The sequence below is a fragment of the Campylobacter sp. LMG 17559 genome (assembly GCF_024723605.1).
Taxonomy (GTDB): domain Bacteria; phylum Campylobacterota; class Campylobacteria; order Campylobacterales; family Campylobacteraceae; genus Campylobacter_D.
On sequence record NZ_JANQCZ010000008.1, the window covers coordinates 20,986 to 38,151 of the forward strand.

13 protein-coding genes and 2 pseudogenes are annotated in these 17,166 nt (G+C 29.6%); 8 read left to right on the forward strand and 7 right to left on the reverse strand.

Going from position 1 to position 17,166, the window contains the following annotated elements:
* The first annotated feature begins 2 nt into the window (after positions 1-2).
* Positions 3-1,384: pseudogene (locus tag CAMP5082_RS05335) on the forward strand (C69 family dipeptidase).
* A 56-nt stretch (positions 1,385-1,440) separates the two neighbouring features.
* Positions 1,441-2,505: a flavodoxin-dependent (E)-4-hydroxy-3-methylbut-2-enyl-diphosphate synthase gene (gene ispG, locus CAMP5082_RS05340; RefSeq protein WP_412175499.1), complete on the forward strand. Its 1,065-nt coding sequence runs from the start codon at positions 1,441-1,443 to the stop codon at positions 2,503-2,505.
* Here the strand turns inward: ispG and CAMP5082_RS05345 are convergent.
* The 5 genes from CAMP5082_RS05345 to CAMP5082_RS05365 all read right to left on the reverse strand — a co-directional run bounded on the left by CAMP5082_RS05345 (position 2,502) and on the right by CAMP5082_RS05365 (position 8,518).
* On the reverse strand, positions 2,502-3,866 hold the full coding sequence (locus CAMP5082_RS05345) for a nicotinate phosphoribosyltransferase (RefSeq protein ID WP_337206127.1): 1,365 nt from the start codon (positions 3,864-3,866) through the stop codon (positions 2,502-2,504). The two genes, ispG and CAMP5082_RS05345, sit on opposite strands and share 4 nt — an antisense overlap.
* Before the next feature lie 21 nt (positions 3,867-3,887).
* Positions 3,888-4,994: a cell division protein FtsZ gene (gene ftsZ / locus CAMP5082_RS05350; protein ID WP_039626779.1), complete on the reverse strand. Its 1,107-nt coding sequence runs from the start codon at positions 4,992-4,994 to the stop codon at positions 3,888-3,890.
* An 11-nt stretch (positions 4,995-5,005) separates the two neighbouring features.
* Positions 5,006-6,385 (reverse strand): cell division protein FtsA, encoded by a 1,380-nt coding sequence (ftsA, locus tag CAMP5082_RS05355; protein WP_263663486.1) that lies wholly within the window; start codon positions 6,383-6,385, stop codon positions 5,006-5,008.
* The gene (locus CAMP5082_RS05360) at positions 6,382-7,860 is read right to left on the reverse strand and encodes a peptidylprolyl isomerase (RefSeq protein ID WP_337206128.1); all 1,479 of its coding nucleotides are present in this window, start codon (positions 7,858-7,860) and stop codon (positions 6,382-6,384) included. Before CAMP5082_RS05360 ends, ftsA begins: the two co-directional genes overlap by 4 nt.
* Before the next feature lie 79 nt (positions 7,861-7,939).
* Positions 7,940-8,518: a class II aldolase and adducin N-terminal domain-containing protein gene (locus tag CAMP5082_RS05365; protein WP_337206129.1), complete on the reverse strand. Its 579-nt coding sequence runs from the start codon at positions 8,516-8,518 to the stop codon at positions 7,940-7,942.
* A gap of 61 nt (positions 8,519-8,579) precedes the next feature.
* Here CAMP5082_RS05365 and rsmH point away from each other — a divergent pair, with 61 nt between their 5' ends.
* Positions 8,580-9,497 carry a 16S rRNA (cytosine(1402)-N(4))-methyltransferase RsmH gene (gene rsmH / locus CAMP5082_RS05370; protein WP_337206130.1) on the forward strand — a complete coding sequence of 306 codons (918 nt, stop codon included), beginning with the start codon at positions 8,580-8,582 and terminating at the stop codon, positions 9,495-9,497.
* Between the two features lie 3 nt (positions 9,498-9,500).
* On the forward strand, positions 9,501-10,421 hold the full coding sequence (locus tag CAMP5082_RS05375; protein WP_337206131.1) for a hypothetical protein: 921 nt from the start codon (positions 9,501-9,503) through the stop codon (positions 10,419-10,421).
* Here the strand turns inward: CAMP5082_RS05375 and CAMP5082_RS05380 are convergent.
* Complete coding sequence (locus CAMP5082_RS05380; RefSeq protein ID WP_220517091.1) at positions 10,418-10,909, reverse strand: hypothetical protein; 492 nt, start codon at positions 10,907-10,909, stop codon at positions 10,418-10,420. The genes CAMP5082_RS05375 and CAMP5082_RS05380 overlap by 4 nt on opposite strands.
* Before the next feature lie 130 nt (positions 10,910-11,039).
* On the opposite strand from CAMP5082_RS05380, the gene CAMP5082_RS05385 reads away from it, so the two are divergent.
* Positions 11,040-12,017, forward strand: coding sequence for a glycosyl transferase family 90 (locus CAMP5082_RS05385; RefSeq protein WP_337206132.1), 978 nt, complete (start codon positions 11,040-11,042; stop codon positions 12,015-12,017).
* A 10-nt stretch (positions 12,018-12,027) separates the two neighbouring features.
* The gene (locus CAMP5082_RS05390) at positions 12,028-12,885 is read left to right on the forward strand and encodes a D-amino acid aminotransferase (protein ID WP_263663501.1); all 858 of its coding nucleotides are present in this window, start codon (positions 12,028-12,030) and stop codon (positions 12,883-12,885) included.
* Here the strand turns inward: CAMP5082_RS05390 and CAMP5082_RS05395 are convergent.
* A pseudogene (locus tag CAMP5082_RS05395) lies at positions 12,882-14,213 on the reverse strand (cation:dicarboxylate symporter family transporter). The gene CAMP5082_RS05390 and the pseudogene CAMP5082_RS05395 sit on opposite strands and share 4 nt — an antisense overlap.
* A gap of 303 nt (positions 14,214-14,516) precedes the next feature.
* On the opposite strand from CAMP5082_RS05395, the gene CAMP5082_RS05400 reads away from it, so the two are divergent.
* Both CAMP5082_RS05400 and CAMP5082_RS05405 read left to right on the forward strand, forming a co-directional pair.
* Entirely contained in the window at positions 14,517-16,592 is a 2,076-nt protein-coding gene (locus CAMP5082_RS05400) for an FTR1 family iron permease (protein WP_442863325.1), read from the forward strand.
* A complete protein-coding gene (locus CAMP5082_RS05405; protein ID WP_012661874.1) occupies positions 16,589-17,110 on the forward strand; it encodes a ferrirhodotorulic acid transporter, periplasmic binding protein in 522 nt (173 codons plus the stop codon). The genes CAMP5082_RS05400 and CAMP5082_RS05405 overlap by 4 nt, the downstream gene beginning before the upstream one ends.
* Positions 17,111-17,166: the final 56 nt, after the last annotated feature.

Consider the following 17,166-nt stretch of genomic DNA (forward strand, 5'->3'; position numbering starts at 1 on the left):
CTATGTTGGTTGCAAGAAGTGCTGATAGTAAAGCAGATAAAGCACAAGTTTTTCTAATCCACCCAAGAGTTGAAAATCAAAAAGGTATTTATAGCACTAAAACACATCAAGGAATGAATGATTTTACCTACCCTTTACCTACTAAATCTTTTCAATATAGCACTATAGCTAATTGGCAAAGTAAATTACACGGTGCTACTGGTTTTAATGAAATGGGTGTTGGGATAAGTGCTACTGAATCAATTTATGCAAAAGATGAACTTTTAAAATTTGATCCTTATAATGAGAAAAATGGCATTAGCGAAGATGATATTTTGGATGTTTTGCTTCCAAGAATTAAAAGTGCAAAAGAAGGTGTTTTATTATTGGGTGATATTATAGAAAAACAAGGAGCTGCTGAGGGCTTTGGAGTAGCTTTTGTGGATTCTAAAGAAATTTGGTATTTAGAAAGTGCTACAGCACATCAGTGGATGGCTGTAAAAATTCCTAATAAGTCGTATTTTGTTAGTGCGAATCAAGGTAGGCTAAAACAACTAAAATTCAACGATGAAAATACCTTGCATTCTAAAAATTTAATAAATTTTGCCATAATACATAAAGCGTATAATCCTAAAGTGGATAAGGATTTTGATTTTTTTAAAGTTTATACAAGAAATGATGATAGAGATTTAACTTATAATTATCCTAGAGTTTGGTGGATACAAAAAATGTTTAATCCATCTTTAAATCAAGATGTAAAAAATGGTGCTAATTTTAATGTGTTTTTGCAACCTGAGCAAAAACTTAGTGTGGATGATTTAAAAAAGCTTTAAGATCGCACTATGATGGAACAAAATATGATCCATATGCAAATTTCAATGAAAATGAAAACATTTACCGTGTTGTGAGTGTGTTTAGAACTTATGAATCTCACATTATGCAAGTTAGACCGTGGCTTCCTAAAGAAATAGGTAGGTTAAATTATGTCGCAATAGGAATGGCTGATTTGAGTGTGTATTTGCCTTATTATTTTGGTAATGATGAGTTTATTGCAGGATATCAACAAGGAACAAATGAAGCTGATGATAAATCAATTTATTGGATTTATCGCAAGTTGCAAACTCTTATAATGAGTGATTATAATAAATATGCTCCTATCGTAAAAAATGCTTATGCTAAATTTGAAAAAGACACATCTTTAAAACAAGAAGCTATGGAAAAAGAATATTTAAGTCTTTATAAAAAAGATAAGAACAAAGCAAAGCAAATTTTAGTTGATTTTTCATTGCAAAATCAAATGGAAGCTAAAAAACTTACTCAAGATTTGACAAATCAAATTTTTACCCTTTTAACAAGAGATACAGATATAAAATATAAATCTCTTAATAAAAATAAAAAAGATTAATGATATAGCCCATTTTTGGGCTATAATACTCTAAAAATATTTTTAGAGTGATTTTAATGACAAGGTACAAAACAAGACAAATAAAAGTAGGTGATGTTTTAATAGGTGGAGATGCTCCTATTTCAGTGCAATCTATGCTTTTTACTAAAACAAGAGATATTGAAGGTTGTTTAGAGCAGCTTAACAGACTTTATTTTGCTGGTGCAAATATAGTGCGTTTAGCCTGTTTGGATATGGCAGATGCAAGAGCTTTAAAAGAAATCAAAGCAAAAAGTCCCTTACCTTTAATAGTGGATATACATTTTAATCATAAGCTAGCAGTCTTTTGTGCTGAATTTATCGATGGGGTGAGAATTAACCCAGGAAATATAGGCTCAAAAGAAAATATCAAAGAAGTGGTGCAAGCTTGTAAACAAAGGAAAATTCCTATTAGAATAGGGGTAAATCATGGCTCTATAGAAAAGCAATTTAGCGATAAATATGGTTATAATATAGAAGCTATGCTTGGGAGCGCTTTATATAATATAAAATTACTAGAAGATTTAGACTTTTTTGATATTAAAATTTCTATGAAAACTTCAGATGTGCAAAATACCATAAAAGCTTATGAAGCTCTAAGACCACTTTGTGATTATCCATTTCATTTAGGAGTTACTGAGGCAGGGACTAAATTTCATAGCACGGTTAAAAGCTCGATTGCTTTAGGAAATTTGCTTTTAAAAGGTATAGGCGATACAATGAGAGTTTCTATGACAGGGGAGCTTGAAGAAGAGATTAAAGTAGCAAGGGCTATTTTGCAAGATAGTGGAGTGCAAAAAAGTGGAGTAAATATCATCTCATGTCCAACTTGTGGAAGAATTCAAAGTGATTTGATCAAAGCGATTAAAATAGTAGAAGAAAAAACTAAGCATATAAAAGAACCATTAAATATAAGTGTTATGGGTTGTGTTGTAAATGCCTTGGGCGAGGCTAAGGGTGCTGATGTGGCTATTGCTTTTGGAAAAAATCAAGGTTTAGTTATAAGACATGGCGAAGTAGTGGCAAAATTAAAAGAAGATGAGCTTGTAGATAGATTTTTACTTGAAGTAGAAGATGAGGTAAAACTTAGAAAAAAAGATTAATTTTTTTCTAAGTAAGTTTTTTGCATATTTTGTAATTTTTTAGAAATTTTTACTTTATAAATACTTGGATTTTGAAGTTTTTTTAGTTTAAAATCCAAACTATCAATACTTTTTTTATGATACTCTTGAATATTTTTCAAGTTAGGAAGCTCATAGATTAATTTTCTATCTTTAAAAATAAGCTCATGTAAATTTTTATATGTATAACCTTGATAATTTTTAATACTTTCATCATGTGCATATAAGATATCAAAACTTGCTTTATTTTCTTTATAATACCTTATGAGTTTTTTAAAATGTGGCAAGGTTGTTTTGCTTGAGCTTGCACTGATTTTTATTTTAGGGATGATTTGATTGTTTTTTTCTAATGCAACAAGCTTATAAACAGCTCCAAAAATAGGCGAACTTGCCGAAGTAATAAGCTTTTCTCCAATGCCAAAAGCATCGATTGGGGCTTTGTTTTTTAGTAATTTTTCTATGATAAACTCATCTAAAGTATTACTAGCTATGATTTTGCATTTTGTTAATCCAGCAAGATTTAGTTTTTTTCTAATATATTTAGAGATTTTAAGCAAATTTCCTGAGTCAATACGGATAGAATAATTTTGCATGGAATCTTGTGCATTTAACTTATTAAACACTAAAATAGCATTTTCAATACCTTTTTTATAATCATAAGTATCAATCAAAAGACTTATATTATCTTTATAAATTTGACAATATGCTCTAAAAGCACTTAGCTCATCATCAAACATTTGCACCCAAGCATGAGACATGGTTCCACTAATAGGAATATTAAATTTTTTCCCAGCTAAAGTACAAGCACTTGCATGAAAACCACCGATAAAAGCAGCTCTAGCACCATTTAAAGCTGCACTTTCTCCATGGGCTCTGCGAGAGCCAAATTCTAAAAGCAATTTTTCTTTTGCAATTTGAGTAATTCTGCTAGCTTTAGTGGCAATTAGACATTGATGATTTAGGGTTAAAAGTATGAAAGTTTCTAACAATAAAGCCTCTATTATAGGTGCTTTAATAATCATTAAAGGAGTATTAGCAAAAACGCATTCACCTTCTTTAACGCTTAGTATATCTCCACTAAATTTTAAAGTTGAAAGGTAGTTTAAAAATTCATCATCAAATTTTTTAGTATTTTTCAAAAAATCTATGTCATCTTTAGAGAAAGAAAAATGATTAATATGATTTATGATTTGTTCTAATCCACAAAAAACAGCATAAGAAGCATTATCAGGAGCTTTTCTAAAAAAAACTTCAAAATAAACAATTTGCTTATGCATATTTTGTTTAAAATAAGCATAAGCCATACTTAGTTCGTAAAAATCACATAATAATGAAGAATTCATATAAGGATTTTTACTAAAAAATTAATCCATTTGGCGACGCAAGAAAGCAGGAACATCAAGCTGAGAAATCACTTCTTCATCAAATCCACCGCTAGCTTTACGTAAATTCATATAGCTATTTTTTTTACTTTCTTCTTGTTCTTTAGCACTTTCTATTTCAGCTTTATCTTCAAAACCTGTAGCAATGATAGTAACTTCAACGCGATCACCCATACTCTCATCAGTCGTTGCACCAAAGATTACTTTTGCGTTTTCATCTGCTATATCGCTAATGCTTTGAGTAGCTTGTGAAATTTCTATCAATGAGCATTCAGGACCAATTTTATAATGGATAATTACGCCTTTAACGCCTTTCATAGTCATGCCGTCTAATAATGGAGATTCTATAGCACTTGATAATGCATCCATGATAGCATTTTCACCTTCTCCATGACCCACGCCCATTAGTGCTAAACCTCTGTGGCTCATAACAGTTCTAACATCAGCAAAGTCAACATTAATATCGCCATCTTCTAAAAGGATAGACACCATACCCCTAACAGCTCTAGCTAAAATATCATCAACTAGTTTAAATGCTTCTTTTATACCTGCTTTTTTTGGGAGTATACTAAGAAGTTTTTCGTTTTGGATTACAATGATAGAATCACTTTCTTTTTTTAATTCAGCTAAACCAGCTTCTGCTAATTTTTTTCTTTGTTTTCCTTCAAATGCAAAAGGCATAGTTACAACTGAAACAGTTAGCGCACCTACTTCTTTAGCAGCTTGTGCTACAACAGGAGCTGCACCTGTACCAGTTCCACCACCAAGTCCTGCTGAAATAAATACTATGTCGCTTTGACTTAAAGCAGCTTTTACTTCTTCAAAACTTTCTCTTGCGCTTTCTGCCCCAATTTCTGGTTGCATTCCAGCACCCAAACCTTTGGTTTTTTTCTCACCTAGTTGAATTCTAGTTTTTGCTAAAGATTTAGCTATAGCTTGTGCATCAGTATTAGCTGAAATAAGATCAAGATCATGTAAACCCATATTTACCATATGATCTATCATATTACCGCCACCGCCACCGCAGCCTATGACTTTTATTTTTGCACCTTTTGCGTGTTGCATTTCTTCCACTAGATATTCGCTCATTGTGTCTCCTATTAGAACTGGTTTATTAATTTATTCCAAAATTTATGCATTAAATTCGTTTTTTTATCTTTCTTTGTTTCTATTTTTGCTAATTCTGTTTTTTCATCTTCAAATTCTTTTTGATCTTGAAAAATTTCTTCAAAATCTTTATTTTCTTCTTCGTTTTCATCTATGGTAAGATTTTGTTTGATTTGTTTATTGATAAATTCAGGCTCTCCTTTGTATCTTAGTTTCTCATTAGAATCTAATTCATAAGGAGTAAAATGCCCACCACCATATAAACAAAGACCTATAGCACAGCTATTTTCTGCATCTTCAAAAATTTCTTTAAAACCATCCATAGTATCTTTTTTTGCAGTCGCTATTCTAACAGCTTTATTATCAAAATAAGCTGAAGCAAGCTTGTCAAGTCCTGCAAATTTTGTCATTCCACCTGTTAATACTATACCTGCTCCTGCTTGATTTGCACAAGCATTATCGCTTAGCATTTTAGCTAAAATAATAATAGTTTCTTCAATTCTTGCATAAATTACATTGGATATGACTTCTACTGAAACTTCATTTTTTCTTTTTTCATCACCCATGTATGGAATTTGTATAATTGAGTTTTCATTTTGCGCTAAAGATGCATAATTTAATTTTAGTTTTTCTGCTTCTTTTGGCGGGGTATGTAAAGCTATGGATAAATCATTGGTGATATTTACTGAGCCAATTTGTAAGCATTCATTATATCGTATAGAATTACCCGCATGAATGACCATATCGCAAACTGCTCCACCCATATCGATTAAAATAGCGCCTAATTCTTTTTCACTATCATCAAAGCAAGCAATAGAAGAAGCATATCCTGAAAGAACGATGTTATCTACTCTAAGATCAGCAAGCTCCACAGCTTTTTTTAGATTTTTAATATGCACTTCTTGTGAGATTACAATATGCGTAGAAACTTCAAGGCGATTTCCACTCATTCCCAAAGGATCTTCTACATGTTCAAGATCATTTACTTTAAAATTATAAGGTAATACATGAATGATTTCATATCCACTAGGTATATTTGCAGTATGCTTTGCTGTGCTTACTGCTCTGTGAATTTCTTTAATACCTATTTCATGATTTGGTATATTAACTACACCTATACTATCTACACTTTTTGCATAAGCACCTGAAATAGATACAATTACTTTATCATAATGCACACCTGACATCATTTGTGCATCAGCTACTGCTTCTTCTATGGATTTTGAAGCAAGTTCTATATTAGTAATTGCTCCTTTTTTTATACCATTTGATTTTGATTTTCCAAAACCAATGACTTTTAGTCCTTCTTCGCTTTTTTGTGCTAATATGGCGCAAGTTTGTATTGAGCCTAAATCAATTCCTAAAATATTCAATTTGTATTTCCTTTATAATAGCGTTGAATTGGATATAATTCTATAAGTTTTTTTAATAATTCTTCCTTAAGTAAAGCTTGTTTAGTTTGTTTAGCGCTTTGCTCTATGATAAATTTGTAAATTTCTTCTTTGTTTTTATTTTCTAAAGTTTGTTTTGTGATCTCATAAACTATTGCTTTATCATCAAATAATACATAAGATTTAGCTTTGTTTGAGTCAAATACATGCATTAAAAACTCGCTAAATTCAGTATCATTCATCATATTACCCACTTTTGCATTTTTGCTTGAGTCACGGCTATAAGTACCTATGTCTATACCTTGGAAATTATCTAGGGCGAGTTTTGCTTTTTCTTCTAATAAGGCTTTAGTTTTTTCTTTAATGTAAAGTTTACTTACTTCGTTTTTAGCTTGCTCAAAAGTCATAGTTTGTATAGGATTTATTTTTATAATTTTTGCAATCATATAGCCGTTTTCAAATTTAAAAGGCTTAATAAAATCATTTTCTTTAGCTTTTTGTATATTTTCTAAAGGATAATAAATATCAGCATCGCTGATTGTGATATTTTTATCAAAACTAAGCTCGTTCTTTCTCAAAGCCACATAGCTTTCATTGGCTTTAAGTTTAAGTTTAGAAAGTTTTAAATCTTTTATAACTTTATCTTTGCTTTGTTCTAGACTTAGAATTTTCCCTGCAAAATCTTTATAGTCATTTTTATTTTCTTCATAGTAAGCTTGGATTTCTTTGTCATCAATTTTGATTATATCAGGGTTTAAAAAATAAGTTGCAAGCTCGTAACTTTTTTGCGTCTTATAAAGCTCTTTATTTTTCTCCCAAGTTTGTTTTAACTCTTTTTCATCCATTGTTATGTTTTTATTATCAAGTTTTATAGCTTGAACTTTTAAACTATCTTGCATTAAAAAACTTGCGCCAAACATATCAAGTTCATTGGGTTTGATTTGTAAATTTAAAATAGTATTGATTTTTTTAAGTAATAACTCATCGTGAATGATTTTTTCATAAGTTTTTGGTGTATAGTTGTTTCTTGCAAGCAGATTATAGTATAAATTTTTGTCAAAAACACCTGAAGCATTATGAAAGATTTTTTGATGTGCTAAATCATAAGCAATTTCTTCCTCGCTCACATTTAAACCCAAGGTTTTAGCATAAGAAAGTAGTAATTTTTCTTGTATAAGTTCATTAATGGCTTGGGTATCTAAGCCATCTTTTTGTGCTTGTTCTTGTGTGTAATTGCCATTGTTTAGCTGAGAATAATAGCCAAATAATTGAGAATATTTAAGATTAAACTCATCATAACTTATTTTTTCATCGCCTACCTTTGCAACAGAACTAGATCTATCGGTGTTAAAATCATAACTCCCCCAACCAACAAAACCTGCTCCAACAAAAGCAATAACGCTAATCCAAATAGTTACAACTAAGTATTTTTTATGATGCTGCATCCAAGTGAGCATTTTTACCCCAATCTGATTAAATAAATTAAACTATAAATTATAAATAATTTGTGATTAATAAAAGATTAATTTTAAAAGATTATGATAAATTTGTTTCCGCTAAATGGATAATTTTGCAAGAATTTTCAATTAAATCTATAATTTTACCTAATTCATAACTTGTTCTACCATAGGCAAATATACCATAGCCCTTTACAACAACAAAATTTTGTTTTTGTTCTAACATATAACGATAAATTTCAGTTTGTGATCTATCCTCCCAATCTTCATAATTTTTAGGATTATAAACTCGAATTTCTTCTAGAAAAATTTCACCAAAATAATCTTGAGGTGTTATAAAATCATGATTTAAACTCATAGATAAGGTATAGGTTGGGCAGACAAAACATATAAATTTGGCTTCAGGTATGTTCTCATATATACTTTTATGGATTTCACTATCGCTACTTGCCTCATCCCAGCTATAATCTTTTGCAAATTTTAAAATACTTAAACTTTTTTCATCTAGTTGATTTAAAAAAGTGTCATTTTTATTTATAATAAAAGAACTTTGAGATAGTTTTGCTGAAACTGATCCGTGGCAAATTCCAAAAAAATTTTTTTTAAACATTGAAGTAGAAAGTATTTTGATTTGAGAAATGATATTTTCTTTATTCATTAAAAACCTTGTTTTAAACTTAACTAAGATATTATACTAAAAAATATTTTAAAGGTTTATTTTGCAAAGTCCACATATTCCTGTTTTACTGCAAGAAGTTTTAGACGCTTTTGATGATTTTGATAGTGGAGATTTTTTAGATTGCACTTTGGGTTATGGAGGGCATTCTAAGGCGTTATTGCAAGCTCATGAGAAACTAAGATTAATTGCTTGTGATAAAGATTTAGAAGCTTTAAATTTTTCTAAAGAATTTTTAAAAAAATTTCAAGATAGGATAAGTTTTAATCATATAGGTTTTAAAGACATTTTAACTCAAATTCCAACGCAAAACCTAAGAGGAATTTTAGCTGATATCGGTGTATCTTCTTTGCAGCTTGACAAAAATGATAGAGGTTTTTCACTAAATTCTGATTTTTTAGATATGAGAATGGATCAAAATAATCCTTTAAGCGCTAAAGAAGTGGTAAATTCTTACAGCAAGGAAGCCTTGGAGCAAATTTTTAAAGACTATGGAGATTTAACACCGGTTGCTTCAATGCTTGCTCAAAAAATCATCAATGCAAGAAGTCAAAAAGAGATTACAAGCGCAAAAGAATTAAGTCAAATTATAGGAAATGCTAAGCTAAAAGGACGCAATGTGTCTTTAGCTTTGCTTGTATTTCAAGCTTTACGCATAGAAGTAAATAATGAGCTTGGCGAATTAAAATCCTTGCTTGAAAACATAGAAAAAGTAAAATTAAAAGATTGTAAATTAGCTATTATTAGTTTTCATTCTTTAGAAGATAGGATAGTAAAAAATACTTTTAAAAGATGGGAAAAAGACTGCATTTGTGATGAAAGAGCCATAAAATGTGAATGTGGTAAAAATCATAGTCTTGGTAAAATTTTAAGTAAAAAAGCCATAAGTGCCTCCAAAGAAGAAATAAGCTATAATAGCAGATCAAGTTGTGCAAAAATGAGAATTTTTTATTTTAGGTAAATAATGGTTGAAGATGATTTTTTAAAAGAAAGGCAAAATATACGTGAAAAAATGTTGAAATATTCCAGGGCTATTAAAGAAGGTAGGCCTTATGAAGAATATGAGCAAAATTTTAATGAGAGCGATCGTATATTAAAAAATAGAATACAACGTAAAAAAAGACCTAAATTTACAGATTTTGATGAAGAGTATGAAGAAAAACCTAGGAAGCAATCTGCTATTTATTTAAAAGAAGATTTGATTAATGTTAAATTAGAAGAAAAAAAGCCTTTTAAATTACAACTTAATTTTTTCAAAAAGCAAAAAGAAAAATTCGATAAAAAAAATATTGCAAATTCTAAAACGCTTAAAAGTAACAAATCAACTCAAGAAGTAAGAAAAATAGAAAAAAAACAAGAAAATAAAGATCCTATTCAAATATCTAAAATTCTTACCCAAAGCAATGTTTTTGTCACTTCAAAATTTCAAGATTTAAAAGAAAAAAGAAAAGAAAAAGCTAAACTCAAACAAGAACTAAAAGAGCAAAAAAAAATCGAACAAGAAAAACTAAGAAAAGCTCAAGAGGAATTAAAAGAAAAAGAAAAACTAGCCAAGCAAGAACAAAAAATTTTAGAAGAAAAAGTAAGACTTGAAGAAAACCAAGAGTATAACCAAGAAGATAAATATGAACTTTTAGATAGTATAGTAAGTGAGGAGAATAAAAATTTAAGTCCTAAAAATTTAATATATGCAGGTTTGATGATAGCATTTGCTTTATTGATATTTTTCCCACAAATTTATATTAGAAATCAAATTTATTATGTAAGTAGAGATATAGCGGATTTAAGATCGCAAGAACTTGTTTTAGATGAAGAAAACAAAGAGCTTCAAAGACAGCTTGAGGCGCTATATTTTCAAAATCAAGTTTTAGACTTTTTAGATTAATCTTGTGTTTGAATGATTTTTTCTAAAACATATTGCTCGAGTTGGTTTTTTGGGATTTCTTCTTTAATGGCTTGGTTATAAATATTTTCTGCTATTTTTGAATATTTTTCATAAGCAAAATATGGAAAATGCAAAGCCCAAGCTTTTTTTAATAATCTTTTACTTATTACTTTTCTAGTGTAAATTTTAAAAATATCATAGCCAATAAAAACACAAGCGGTTACAAAAACAGCGCTTAAAATACTAATATGAAAATCAATAATTGTTAAAAAATAATGACTAATGATAAGCATAGGAACTAAAATAGCTATGCAAAAAAATGCATAAATAAGATAAGAATTAAACACCTTAAATTTAAAATTTAATTTCGCAGGATCTACCATCATGCCTTCATTAAGTAAGGCGTTCGCTTCTAATAAATCTTTTAAATTAACAGGTTGGTTTGAAACTTTAAAAATAAAGTTTAAAATAAATTCTTGTATTTTCATTTTTTACCCAATTAGTATGTGATTTTTGTGATTTTAACATTTTTGTTTTTAATTAAACTAAATTTTTAAGTCTTGTAAATGAATTCTTGTGTTAAAATTTATATTATTTTAATATCAAAATGGAAGAAAAATGGCAGATTCTAGATTTATGATGAATGTAAAAGGCATAGCTAAGAGTTTTATACCTAGAAAAATTTATCAAAATCAATTGCAAAATATTTTAAAAGAAATTTTAAAATTAAAAAATATAGATAACATTATTACTCGCTTGAATTATTATAATCTGCAAAATGATTTTTTTGATATAAAAAATTTTCAAAATTATGAAAAAATAGGAAAATTTCCTTTTAAAAAAACTTCTTATGCTTATGATGCTTATGCAATCAGTAAGTATTTTAACGATGATTTTTTATGGATTAAAGGTTTTGGGGATATTAGTTATAATCTTAAATATCCAAGTATTGCCAAATCAAGACCGGTTGAAAATGGTTTTAATAATATCATTTTAAAATTAGACAAAAACAGACATTTTGATTTTATACAAGATAAAAATCAGTTTGAAGATAAAAAAGATTTGCTTTTTTTTAGAGGCGCGATTTATCAGCCTCATCGTATTAAATTTTTTGAAAAGTATTTTGATAATCCTCGTTGCGATATTGCTCATGTTGGCGGTAGAAAAATTCAAGCCGAAAAATGGATTAAAAATTTAAATTTTAAAATCAGCAGAGCTTATCAAACCCAGTTTAAATTTTTACTTTCATTAGAAGGCAATGACGTAGCAAGCAACTTAAAGTGGGCGATGAAAACAAATTCGTTAGTTTTAGCCCCCAAAATGCGTTATGAAACTTGGTTTATGGAAGGAAAGTTAGTTCCAAATGAGCATTTTGCTTTGATTGACGATGATTATGAAAATGTAGAAGCTTTGCTTGATTATTATTTAGCTAACCCGCATAGAGCAAAAGAAATCATTCAAAATGCCCATGCTTACATAGAGCAATTTTTAGATGAAAAGATAGAATTTTATATAGGAATTTTAGTTTTAGCTAAGTATTTTTATTATTCTAATCAGCTTGATTTACCAAAAGATATTATTGATTTATTTGATTAAAGGAGGGTTTATGCAAGAAATGGAAGTGGTGTTTTTAAATGATGAGTTTGTAAAAGCTAGTGAAGCTAAAGTGAGTGTTTTTGATAGAGGTTTTATCTTTGGAGATGGAATTTATGAAGTAGTTCCTGTGGTAAATGCAAAAATAGCTGACAAAGAAGAATTTTGGGAGCGTTTTGAGCGTAGTTTGGCTCAAATTGAACTACAAATTCCTTACACAAAAGAAGAATTTGAAAATATTTTAGAGCAATTAATCATTAAAAACTCTCTTAAAGAAGGTGGGCTTTATATGCAAGTTACTAGAGGGGTTGCTAGTAGAAATTTTGCTCTTTTAAAGGGATTAAAACCTACTATTATGGCTTTTGCTTTTGAATGTAAGGTGATTGAGCATGAGTATGCTAAAAATGGGGTAAGTGTTATTTCAACATCTGATTTAAGGTGGAAAAGAAGAGATATAAAATCAATTTCTTTATTGGCTCAATGTCTTGCAAAAGAAGAAGCTATAAAAGCTAAGGTTTTTGAAGCTTTTATGGTAGAAAATGCTTTAGTAACGGAAGCTTCTAGTAGTTCAGCTTTTATTATAAAAGATAAAACTTTAATTACTAAGCCATTTTCTAATGAAATTTTACCAGGAATTCGCCGTAAAAATATCTTGAAATTTGCCAAAGAACTTGATCTTAAAGTAGATCAAAGAGCTTTTAGCATGAAAGAAGTGTATGAGGCTGATGAGGTGTTTATTTCTGCGGCTACTTTTTTGATTTTAGGTGTTATAAAAGCAGATAGCAAGGTGATTAATGATGGTAAAGTAGGCTTTTATACCCAAAAGCTAAGAGAAAAATATGTAGAAAAAATACAAAAAGAGGTTTTTTAATCAAACCCTGCATTTGTAAATTCTTTAGGATTATCAAGAGCGTAGCGGAATTTTTCCCAGTCTATTTGTTTATCCCAAATAGCTACGATTAAAGCTGCTACGCTATTGCCGCATAAATTTCCTACCGCACGAATTTCAGACATAAACTTATCCACACCCAAGAGTATAGAAATAGCAGCCACAGGTAAAACCTCTCCTAAGCTTGTTCCTAAGCCATTATTAGCCTCTGCTATATGCATATTAGATAAAGCTGCAAGTGTGCTTCCTAGTATGATAAAACCTGAGCCAGTTACACCAACAGCACCTTTTGAGGCTATCATTAATACGATTAATGCTAATCTCATGCGTTAAAGAAAGCTCTACATTAAAAGCTTGTGCAAGGAAAATCAAACTCATAGCCAAATAAATATTAGTGCAATCAAGATTAAAACTATATCTAGTTGGCAATACTAAACCCACGGTGGCTTTTGAAATTCCTGCTTTTTCAAGCTTTCTCATAAGTGGAGCTAATGCTGATTCGCTAGAACTTGTAGCAAAAACTATCAAAACTTCTCTTGAAATAAAACGCATAAATTTAAAAATATTAACTTTAGCAATAAAACAAATAAGTCCTAAAACTCCAAAGATAAAAAGCAAAGAAGCAAGCAACATAACAACAAGTAAATATCCTAAATTTAACAAAGAGTCAAGTCCATATTTTGCCACTAAAAAAGCCATCGCAGAAAAAGCAGCAATAGGAGAAAAATACATAATGATTTCTAGGATTTTAAAAACAAAACTTTGCATTATTTCTAAGGTTTTTTGTATAGCTTTTCTCTCATCAATTCTCATAAGCGAAATAATGAAAGCACAAGCTAGGGCTATAACTAAGATTTGCAAGGTTTTTCCCTCGCTAAAAGCAGCGATGATATCAGTAGGTATGGCGTCTTTTAAAATATGTAAAATCTCATTTTGTGCGCTTATTTCTATATTGTTATTGACAAATTGAGCTACACTCTCTTGATCTAAGGTGTTTGGATCAAGGTTCATTCCTTTTCCAGGTCCCATAATATTTGCCATAAAAATACCAATAGCTAAAGCAAAAGTACTCACTACTTCAAAGTATAATAAAGCTTTAGCACCTATACTTCCAACTTGCTTTAGACTTTCAAGGCTAACAACTCCTAAAACAATAGTTAAAATATAATAGGCCCTATTAAAAATTTTAAAGCTTGTATAAAATAATCCACTCCGATTTTACTAGCTAGTGCAAGTTCTTTATCTAATAAACCAAGGCTAATACCAGCTATTATTCCTATAATCACCCAAAAACCTAAATTTTTTAACATTTTTTTGAGCTTGCTTGGTTTTTCATGGGTAATTACTAGCACAAAAACTCCTTGAAATTTTTTAAAACCACCACATATTAGCAAAGAAAAACTTATTTTTATGATTAAAACAAATAAAAAATAAACAATACTCTTAAAAATAATAATTTTTTTGCTTATTTTGTAGATTAAAGTAGCATTTTGTAGTATTTTTATCTGATTTATTATGAAATAAATAATGATAATGTTTATCTAAATTTAAGAAAGCTAGTACTATACTTGCGACTATGATTTTAAAAATGAATATCATTTCGGAGTAAAATAGTGTTTAAAAAAATAAGCTTGTTGATAATTTTTTTATTTTGTACTATTGTTTATGCTAGAGAGATTGATTATCAAAAAGAAGCCCAAGCAATCAAACAAATTTTAAATGAAAGTATGCTCTTATATAAAGAAAATAAAAATTTAGAAGCAAAGAAAAAAGCAGAAGATGCATATTTTCAGCATTTTGAAACCATGGAAGGCTCTATTGGGCGTAATGTTGGTAGAAAAGCCATTGTTATGGAGCGTAAATTTGTTAATTTAAGAAAGTTATATAAAGATAAAGAAGATTTTTCTAAAATAGAAGCTTTGATTAGTAGTTTGTATTTTGATTTAGATGAAATAGTTCCTATTTTAGAAAAAGGCTTCCAGCTTAAAGCTGAAGCTAGTGATGTAAATTATGATAAAAAAGCAGCTGAAAACTCATCTTTAAAAGCAGAAAAAGAACGCCAAGCACAAGCTGAAGCGATGTTTGCTGCTTTGCTTGGAGAGAATGTTAAAGAACAAACTTCACAAAACTCAACTCAAAGTTTGATTGCTCAAGAGCAAGACACTCAAAAAGATGAAGCATTGCTAGCTTTGCAAGAAGCTTCAGCTTTGGATGCAAGGTTGCAATTTTTAATGGATTCTATGATTTCAAAGCTTGATCAGGCTGCATTAGCTTTTGTAAATAAAGACTATCAAAAAGCTAAAGATTTGATTCAATCAGTATTGTTTGAAGACTATAGAAATTCAAAAGTAGAAGTTTTAGTGGCAAGATATACTAAGGCAGGAGTGGATAAAAAAATTCAAACTAAACTTAGAACTATTATAAGAAAAATCAATGCTAATATTTTAGATGAAAAAACTATTAGGGATGAAATTTCAAACATATCAGATTTATTATATGAAGCGTTTTTAGCTCTACCTAAAGAAGAATTAGCCTTGCTTCAAGTTAAAGGCTTTGATGAAAGTGCTATGAGTACTAAAAACTATACTAAAGTATATGATGATATGAAAATTGCTCTTAATGATATTTTGCAAAATTATGAGGGATTTAGTTTAAATAGTATAGATGCTTTGCAAAATGTGTATTTAGATATTTTTGAAGCAAGTGGCATGGAAAGTAAAATTGGTGCTATTGATAGTGCTTTAAAATTAAAAATAGAAAGTTATTTTTCAAAAGGTGTTGCACTTATTAAAGCAAGTGCTTCTAAAGAAGAATTAAAACAAAATTTCGATGAGCTTAGTGCCTTAGTGGAAGGCTCTTTAGATAAAATTCAAGAATCCTCACCTATGTCTTTATTTATATGGGCTTTGGGTATTATCTTAAGAGAGGGTTTGGAAGCTTTAATTATTATTGTAGCTATAGTTTCATACCTAGTTCAAAGTGGCAATAAGAAGCGTTTAAATATAGTATATTCAGCACTTTGGAGTGGTGTATTTTTAAGTTTTGTAACAGCATTTTTTATTTCATGGATTTTTAAAGAACAAGCAGGGCAAAGCAGAGAGTTACTAGAAGGCATTACTATGCTTGTGGCTGTTGCATTATTGTTTTATGTGGGTTTTTGGCTTTTATCAAATGCACAAAATAAAAAATGGGCAAATCACATAAAAACTCAAGCAGTTGAAGCTATGTCAAATAATTCAGCAAAAACCTTATGGTTTAGTGTGTTTTTAGCTGTATATAGAGAAGGTGCTGAAACTATTCTTTTTTATCAGGCTTTATTGTTTGATGCAAAAACAAGTACAGATTATAGTTTTATATTTATAGGATTAGCTAGTGGATTAATTATACTTGTCATACTTTATTATTTATTAAAAGCTGGTGCTTTAAAAATACCAGTAAAACAATTTTTTTATATAACTTCATACATTATTTTTTATATGGTCTTTGTCTTTACGGGCAAAGGCGTTGGTGAGCTCATAGAAGCTAAGGTTATCACCCCAAGCTTGCTTCCTTTTGATTTTGAAGGAATTTTGTGGCTTGGAATTTATCCTTACTATGAGAGTATCATACCTCAGTTTATGGTTTTAATCTTACTCATTATGGGTATTTTTATAACAAAGCAAATTTCAAATAAAAGGGAAAAAATATGAAAAAAACTTTATTAAGTTTAGGCGCAGCAGCTAGTATTTTAGCTAGTTCAGTTTTTGCAGCAGAGGTGCCAATTGGCGATCCTTATGAATTAAATGGTATGGAAATAGCAGCGGTTTATTTACAGCCAATCGAAATGGAGCCAAGAGGCATTGACCTTGCAGCTAGTTTAGCAGATATTCACCTTGAAGCAGATATTCATGCATTAAAGGGCAATAAAAACGGCTTTCCAGAAGGCTTTTGGATCCCTTATTTAACTATAGCTTATAAGCTAACTAATCTTGATAATGGTAAAGTAAAAACAGGAACTCTTATGCCTATGGTAGCAGATGATGGCCCTCACTATGGTGCAAATTTAAAAATGGATACAGGCATAGGAAATTATGAGTTAGTATTTTTAATAGAAAGTCCAGAAAAACAAGGTTTTGGACGCCATGTTGATAAAGAAACGGGTGTTGGTAAATGGTTTGAGCCATTTTCAGTTAAATACAACTTTAAATACACAGGAAAACCTAAGTGATTTTTCCCTAGCTTTTGCTAGGGTTTATTTATGAAATTATTGATTTTATAAATAAA

What these genes read in the sequence shown, in the direction of transcription:
- CAMP5082_RS05405 (WP_012661874.1), top strand. Translation starts at nt 16,589, where the DNA reads ATGAAAAAAACTTTATTAAGTTTAGGCGCAGCAGCTAGTATTTTAGCT.
- CAMP5082_RS05360 (WP_337206128.1), bottom strand. Translation starts at nt 7,860, where the DNA reads ATGCTCACTTGGATGCAGCATCATAAAAAATACTTAGTTGTAACTATT.
- ispG (WP_412175499.1), top strand. Translation starts at nt 1,441, where the DNA reads ATGACAAGGTACAAAACAAGACAAATAAAAGTAGGTGATGTTTTAATA.
- ftsZ (WP_039626779.1), bottom strand. Translation starts at nt 4,994, where the DNA reads ATGAGCGAATATCTAGTGGAAGAAATGCAACACGCAAAAGGTGCAAAA.
- CAMP5082_RS05365 (WP_337206129.1), bottom strand. Translation starts at nt 8,518, where the DNA reads ATGAATAAAGAAAATATCATTTCTCAAATCAAAATACTTTCTACTTCA.
- CAMP5082_RS05375 (WP_337206131.1), top strand. Translation starts at nt 9,501, where the DNA reads ATGGTTGAAGATGATTTTTTAAAAGAAAGGCAAAATATACGTGAAAAA.
- CAMP5082_RS05390 (WP_263663501.1), top strand. Translation starts at nt 12,028, where the DNA reads ATGCAAGAAATGGAAGTGGTGTTTTTAAATGATGAGTTTGTAAAAGCT.
- CAMP5082_RS05385 (WP_337206132.1), top strand. Translation starts at nt 11,040, where the DNA reads ATGGCAGATTCTAGATTTATGATGAATGTAAAAGGCATAGCTAAGAGT.
- CAMP5082_RS05380 (WP_220517091.1), bottom strand. Translation starts at nt 10,909, where the DNA reads ATGAAAATACAAGAATTTATTTTAAACTTTATTTTTAAAGTTTCAAAC.
- CAMP5082_RS05345 (WP_337206127.1), bottom strand. Translation starts at nt 3,866, where the DNA reads ATGAATTCTTCATTATTATGTGATTTTTACGAACTAAGTATGGCTTAT.